Source organism: Finegoldia sp. (genome assembly GCF_046991905.1).
Lineage (GTDB): Bacteria > Bacillota > Clostridia > Tissierellales > Peptoniphilaceae > Finegoldia.
Genome location: NZ_JBKWZF010000075.1, coordinates 1 through 6,350, shown reverse-complemented (window position 1 = coordinate 6,350; position 6,350 = coordinate 1). Strand labels below are relative to the sequence as shown.

General features: G+C 40.4%; 11 protein-coding genes. All 11 read left to right on the top strand.

Annotated features, from left to right (window positions below):
- Nucleotides 1-263 (top strand): LPXTG cell wall anchor domain-containing protein (locus ACLUJM_RS12405; protein WP_412412936.1); only part of this gene is annotated, 263 nt, incomplete at its 5' end.
- A gap of 234 nt (nucleotides 264-497) precedes the next feature.
- Nucleotides 498-824, top strand: a complete 327-nt coding sequence (locus ACLUJM_RS12400; RefSeq protein ID WP_191386607.1) for a YdcP family protein — start codon at nucleotides 498-500, stop codon at nucleotides 822-824.
- Nucleotides 825-839: 15 nt separating this feature from the next.
- Nucleotides 840-1,223: a YdcP family protein gene (locus tag ACLUJM_RS12395; RefSeq protein WP_022620564.1), complete on the top strand. Its 384-nt coding sequence runs from the start codon at nucleotides 840-842 to the stop codon at nucleotides 1,221-1,223.
- 188 nt (nucleotides 1,224-1,411) lie between these two features.
- On the top strand, nucleotides 1,412-2,035 hold the full coding sequence (locus ACLUJM_RS12390; RefSeq protein WP_008393085.1) for a VanZ family protein: 624 nt from the start codon (nucleotides 1,412-1,414) through the stop codon (nucleotides 2,033-2,035).
- Nucleotides 2,036-2,160: 125 nt separating this feature from the next.
- Nucleotides 2,161-3,555: an FtsK/SpoIIIE domain-containing protein gene (locus ACLUJM_RS12385; RefSeq protein ID WP_412412935.1), complete on the top strand. Its 1,395-nt coding sequence runs from the start codon at nucleotides 2,161-2,163 to the stop codon at nucleotides 3,553-3,555.
- 183 nt (nucleotides 3,556-3,738) lie between these two features.
- Complete coding sequence (gene mobT, locus ACLUJM_RS12380; RefSeq protein WP_118760197.1) at nucleotides 3,739-4,935, top strand: MobT family relaxase; 1,197 nt, start codon at nucleotides 3,739-3,741, stop codon at nucleotides 4,933-4,935.
- Between the two features lie 12 nt (nucleotides 4,936-4,947).
- A complete protein-coding gene (locus ACLUJM_RS12375) occupies nucleotides 4,948-5,082 on the top strand; it encodes a DUF3789 domain-containing protein (RefSeq protein WP_004843354.1) in 135 nt (44 codons plus the stop codon).
- Nucleotide 5,083: 1 nt separating this feature from the next.
- Nucleotides 5,084-5,305 (top strand): hypothetical protein, encoded by a 222-nt coding sequence (locus tag ACLUJM_RS12370; RefSeq protein ID WP_004843355.1) that lies wholly within the window; start codon nucleotides 5,084-5,086, stop codon nucleotides 5,303-5,305.
- Between the two features lie 73 nt (nucleotides 5,306-5,378).
- The gene (locus tag ACLUJM_RS12365) at nucleotides 5,379-5,687 is read left to right on the top strand and encodes a hypothetical protein (RefSeq protein ID WP_004843356.1); all 309 of its coding nucleotides are present in this window, start codon (nucleotides 5,379-5,381) and stop codon (nucleotides 5,685-5,687) included.
- Nucleotides 5,688-5,774: 87 nt separating this feature from the next.
- The gene (locus ACLUJM_RS12360) at nucleotides 5,775-6,071 is read left to right on the top strand and encodes a conjugal transfer protein (protein ID WP_082419285.1); all 297 of its coding nucleotides are present in this window, start codon (nucleotides 5,775-5,777) and stop codon (nucleotides 6,069-6,071) included.
- On the top strand, nucleotides 5,990-6,350 hold a 361-nt coding region (locus tag ACLUJM_RS12355; protein ID WP_412412934.1), incomplete at its 3' end, for an antirestriction protein. The genes ACLUJM_RS12360 and ACLUJM_RS12355, both read left to right, overlap by 82 nt.

The window sequence follows — 6,350 nt, the reverse complement described above, 5'->3', positions numbered from 1 at the left end:
CAGACGAGCCGAAGAAAGTTACCGAGCATAAGGATATTGAGGATAAGGGACAGACGATTACCTTTAAGGAAAAAACCGAAGTCCCAGAAGAACCAGAGAAACCCGAAACACCGCAGACACCAGAAAAGCCGAGCAGACCGAGCGACAGTCCCAAAACGGGCGATAACACAAACCTTTACGGACTGCTTGCACTTCTTTTGACTTCTGGTGCTGGACTGGCAGGTATCTTCTTCTGCAAACGCCGTAAAATGAAGAAATCATAAGGCGGTAACGGTATGAGAAAAGGAAAATCACGCTCTCCGCCGAAGCTGTCAAACGGCAGACTTCCGCTTATTCTGGCTTGTCTGCCAACAACCTGCAAGAACACGGATAGTCAAGGGTGCGTAAGCATTTATTTTACCCTTTACTATCGGTGGGATTGCTGGTACTTCCCGAATTGCCAGAATAAGAAATCACAATCAATTTATCAAAAATAGAAAGAAACGAGGTAAAACAATATGGAAATGAAATATGTCGTGCCAGATATGGCACAGTCTTTTGGAACTCTTGAATTTGCAGGCGAAAGCGAGCCTATCTTTGAAAGGGATAAAAACAACCGCAAGGTCATAGCCAGACGAAGCTATAACCTTTATTCTGACGTACAGAAAGGCGAAAATGTTGTGGTGGAAATTCCCGTGCAGGCTGGCGAAAAGAAGTTCAAGTATGAACAGAAAGTAAAACTTGTCAATCCGAAGTTATACGGCAGAGGTTACGCAATCGGGGATATGGGACATACCGATTATGTGTTGCTTGCTGATGATATTGTAGCAGTTGAAGAAAAGTAAAGGAGTGAAGCATTTATGAGATTATCAAACGGGTTTGTTATTGACAGAGAGAAAACATTTGGAGAATTAAAATTTACAGCGGTGCGTGATGTGTTCTTGCAGAATGAGGACGGGACACCGAGTACCCAGCTTAAAAAGCGTATCTATGATTTGAAATGCAGTCTGCATGGTGGAATTATCCCCGTGTCTGTACCGCCAGAAGTACCGTTAAGGGAATTTCCGTACAATGCAGTTGTGGAGCTTGTCAATCCAGTAGCCGATACGGTATCACGAAAAACTTATACGGGTGCAGATGTGGACTGGTATGTAAAAGCAGAGGATATTGTGTTGAAGAATAAAGGAAACCAGAACGCAGGAAGTCCACAGAACCATACACCGCAGGGACAGCCGAAAAAATAGGATTGCTGGATAGATTTTCATTGTAGCGAATACATGGAATTGCTATAATATGAGTATGTAGAATAAATAAAATTTTAAGAAAAATTTTCGATTTTTCGTTGGATAATTTTTAATTTTTGCTGTTATCTTTATAGAAGAAACGGACTGACAAATATATGTAATGAGTTCATGTAAAAGGAGTGAAAAATATGTTGCCAATTTCCGATATTCTTATTCGTTCAATAAGTGGGTATGTGTTTATAATTCCAGTTCTTATATTGTATTTTTTTATTAGAAAAAAATCGGGACGAAAACAAAGTATTTTTCATATTATCGCTGTGTTTGTTTTTTGTTATTATTTATTTGGAATTTTAACTGTAACAGGTATTGGTTATACAAGCACAATATCATTTCGTCCCCAAATTTCTATAATTCCATTTTGTGGTATGATAAGTGGACCAATAGATACCATACTAAACCTTGTTTTATTTGTTCCTTTGGGCTTTTTCTTACCATTACTGTATAAAAAGTATCAGCATATAAAGAATGTTATCTTAACTGGCTTTCTGTTTTCCTTATCTATTGAAATTGTTCAGATGTTTGGCTGGGGGGCAACAGATATAAATGACCTTATTATAAATACAGCAGGAGCATGTTTAGGATATTTGATATATTATCTGGTGTCAAAAATTTTACCTATCAATTTTAGGAAAAGGCTTCAGTCCGAAAATGTTAATGACATGGTCGAAATAATGTTATATGCAATTTATATATTTATAGTTATGATTACAGTTCAACCATGGGTAATTCATAGTTTACTCAATATCGGGTAAAAGTGAGTATTGATTATGCTTCAATCAATAAAATTGCAATTTTGCAACTTAATATTACTACAAATAGAGCAGTTAGTCTTAAAGATTGACTGCTTTTTTCATACCCAGAAAGGAGTGATTGATTTATGCGTAAGATTTGGAACAAAGGACACCGTATCAGAGCCAGCGACAAGCACCTTGTCTACCACTTTTCCATAGGGACGCTTCTGTTTGTATTCGTGGCGGTTCTTCTGCTACTGAATATGAAACAGCTCATGCGTACCGATTGGGAGCATTTCAGCTTGTTAGAGAATGGCTTGACGCTTTCCCCTTACAACTTCATAGCCATACTGATAGCGACTGGTGTTTGTGCATTGGTCGCTTTTCTGTATTACCGCTTCTGTTACGACAGTTTCAAGAAGCTCCTGCACCGTCAAAAGCTGGCAAGAATGATACTGGAAAATAAGTGGTATGAAGCCGATACCGTACAAGACAGCGGTTTTTTTACTGACCTGCAAAGCAGATCAAGGGAAAAAATCGTCTGGTTTCCAAAGATTTATTATCAAATGGAAAAGGGACTGCTTCATATCCGCTGTGAAATCACGCTGGGAAAATATCAAGACCAGCTTTTACGGTTAGAGGATAAATTGGAAAGTGGCTTGTATTGTGAGCTGACCGACAAGACCCTGCATGACGGCTATATCGAATATACCCTGCTTTATGATATGATAGCAAACCGCATTACCATTGATGAAGTACGGGCAGAAAACGGCTGTTTAAAGCTGATGAAAAATCTTGTCTGGGAATATGACGCACTCCCTCACGCTCTGATTGCTGGTGGAACTGGTGGCGGTAAAACCTATTTTCTGCTGACGCTCATTGAAGCCTTACTGCATACCAACGCTGTCCTTTACATCTTAGACCCGAAGAATAGCGACCTTGCGGACTTAGGAACGGTCATGCCAAACGTCTACCATACCAAAGAAGAAATGATAGATTGCGTCAATGCCTTTTATGAGGGCATGGTACAGCGAAGTGAGGAGATGAAGCGACACCCGAACTACAAGACGGGCGAAAACTACGCCTATCTGGGACTGCCACCCTGCTTTCTTATCTTTGATGAATATGTGGCGTTTTTTGAAATGCTGGGGACAAAAGAAAGCGTGAGCTTACTTAGCCAGTTAAAGAAAATCGTTATGTTAGGGCGACAAGCAGGTTATTTCCTTATTGTTGCCTGCCAGCGTCCAGACGCAAAGTATTTCTCGGACGGTATCAGAGATAACTTCAATTTCCGTGTGGGACTTGGGCGTATCAGCGAATTAGGTTACGGTATGCTGTTTGGTTCAGATGTGAAAAAGCAGTTTTTCCAGAAGCGTATCAAGGGGCGTGGCTATTGTGATGTGGGAACAAGCGTTATCAGTGAATTTTACACGCCTTTAGTCCCGAAAGGACATGATTTTTTGCAGACTATCGGCTCTCTTGCACAAGCAAGGCAGGACGGGACGGCGACGTGCGAAGCGAAAGGCGACGGCACGGACTAGCCGTTGCTGGTGTGGCGTTAGCCACGCCAGCAGGTAAAACCCCTCGGTATCTAACAGAGGGGTACGTTTGCAAATAGACAATAGACAAAAAGCATAGGAAACATAAGGCTTCTGACATGGTTTCCTAACAAAAATCGGCTGTGAAGTCGCCTTAAAAAACTTCACACTTTATAGATTGGGGGTATGGTTCTGAATGAAGAACAATGGATAAAAGAATTACGGGAGAAGCGGGTTGCTTACGGTATCTCACAAGGCAGGCTGGCGGTGGCTTCTGGTATCACAAGAGAATATCTCAATAAGATAGAAAGCGGAAAAATGAAGCCGTCAAAGGAGCTTCTGGAAACTCTGCATAAAGAACTGGCAAGGTTCAATCCAGAAGCACCGCTTACCATGCTGTTTGATTATGTGAAAATTCGTTTTCCCACGCTGGATATACAGCACATCATCAAAGATATATTAAAACTGAATATCAATTATATGCTCCATGAAGATTACGGACATTACAGCTATACGGAGCATTATTCTCTTGGGGACATCTTTATCTATACGTCGGCTGACGAAGAAAAAGGTGTCCTTTTAGAGTTAAAAGGGCGTGGTTGCCGACAGTTTGAAAGTTACCTGCTGGCACAGCAAAGAAGCTGGTATGACTTTCTCATGGACGCACTGGTAGACGGTGGCGTGATGAAGCGTATCGACCTTGCTATCAACGACCATACGGGCATTTTGGATATACCAGAGCTTGCGGAGAAATGCAGGAAACGGGAATATATCGGAAAGTCCAGAAGTTATAAGTTTTACCAGTCGGGCGAGCTTATCAAGCACAGAGAGGACGACAGAGAATATATGGGACGTACCCTTTATCTTGGTTCTCTGAAATCAGATGTGTATTTCTGTATCTATGAAAAGGACTATGAGCAGTACGTCAAGTTAGGGACACCGCTTGAAGAAGCCGACATTATCAATCGTTTTGAGATACGGCTTAGAAATGAACGTGCCTATTATGCAGTACGAGATTTGCTGACGTATTATGACGCAGAGCAGACCGCCTTTTCTATCATCAATCAGTATGTACGGTTTGTTGATGAAGAACCAGACAAGCGAAAAAATGACTGGAAACTCAATGACCGCTGGGCGTGGTTTATCGGGGATAATCGGCAAAGTCTGAAACTAACGACAAAGCCAGAGCCTTATACCTTAGACCGTACATTGCGGTGGGTGCAACGGCAGGTAGCCCCGACCTTGAAAATGCTGAAAAAGATTGATAAGGGAAACGGTACAGACTACATGGAAACAATCGAACAGCAGGCAAAGCTCACAGAAAAGCATGAAATGATAATCAAACAGCAGACGACCCCTGCAAAAGATTTGGTGGAAAGTTAGGAGTGATAAAAAATGTGGATATTATTAAAAGACTTCCTGCTGGTATCTCTGGGAATGGGTATCGGCATAGTCTTGATGTGTATTTTGACTGTCGGCAAAGAAGCTGACTGTGAAATGAAACAATTAGAAGAAAGAGAGGACAAATAACATGAATTTCGGAAACAATTTGTATCAATGGTTTTTATCAAACGCACAGAGCTTGGTGCTTATGGCGATTGTGGTTATCGGTATCTACTTAGGGTTCAAGCGTGAGTTTTCCAAACTTATCGGCTTCTTGGTAGTTGCCTTGATTGCTGTCGGTTTGGTATTTAACGCCGGCGGTGTGAAAGATGTACTGTTAGAGCTATTCAACAAGATTATCGGTGCATAAATTTTTATTGTGATGTTGTTAATGGGGTGATATAATATGGATATAAAAATACAACTTTAGGAAGTGATATTTTATGTTAGGATTTAGTATAATGATGTGGTTTGTTTCTGCTATCCTTATATTCGTGAGTATTTCTTTATTAAAGGGAAATTACTCTTTTGTTCATGGTAAAGTATTTGATACTACTGATAACAAAAAAGGATATGCAAAAGAATTAGGAAAACCTGTTTTATTCGTAGGGATTGGTATTTTAGTATCTGGGGTAATTGCGATTATAGTAAAAAATCATTCTATTCCTACCGCAGTTTTTTTCTTGGCAATTATAGCTGGTATTGCTGGACTATGGCTACACAAAATACAAAAAAACTTCCGAAAATTTTAGTTTACAAATTTATATTTATATGCAAAGCAGTTGGTCTTAGGATTGACTGCTTTTTTCTTACCTAAAATTTCAGATTGGAGTGATTACATGAACGATATTTTTAAGAATATGCAGGCAAAAGTCGGCTGTGAATACATTTCCGACCTGCCCTCTTACAAGCGTAAGGTGTGGCAGGAAATGAAACGATTGAACCCTGCCGATTATGAAGAAAAACAGTTAGAAGATTTTTCAAAGTATGTGTTTGGTATGTCGTACCAGAGCTTAAAAGATGTGATGAAACAACAGAAAGGACGTGAGGAACAATGCAGGAAACAAGGGTGCTGGTGGAAACGAGAGGAACAACTGGCAAAGAAACAACATCATACTGGTTCGACCTGCCGATAGATGTTGCAGAGTTTGAAGAAAAGTTAGGTGTCGGTGCAGAAAGTCAAGATTACCGCATTACCGAAAAGGTACTGCCCTTTGCTGATGAAGTCCACGAACATACAAGCGTGTACCAGCTCAACGAACTAGATTTTATGTACCGCCAGCTTTCAAGCGATATGCAGGAAGAATATACAGCACTTCTTACCGTGTATGAAAACTTAGAAGCACTTTATATTTGCAGAAACGTGATTACGGTTTATCCCGACTGCAAAAGCATGATAGATGTTGCAAGGCAAA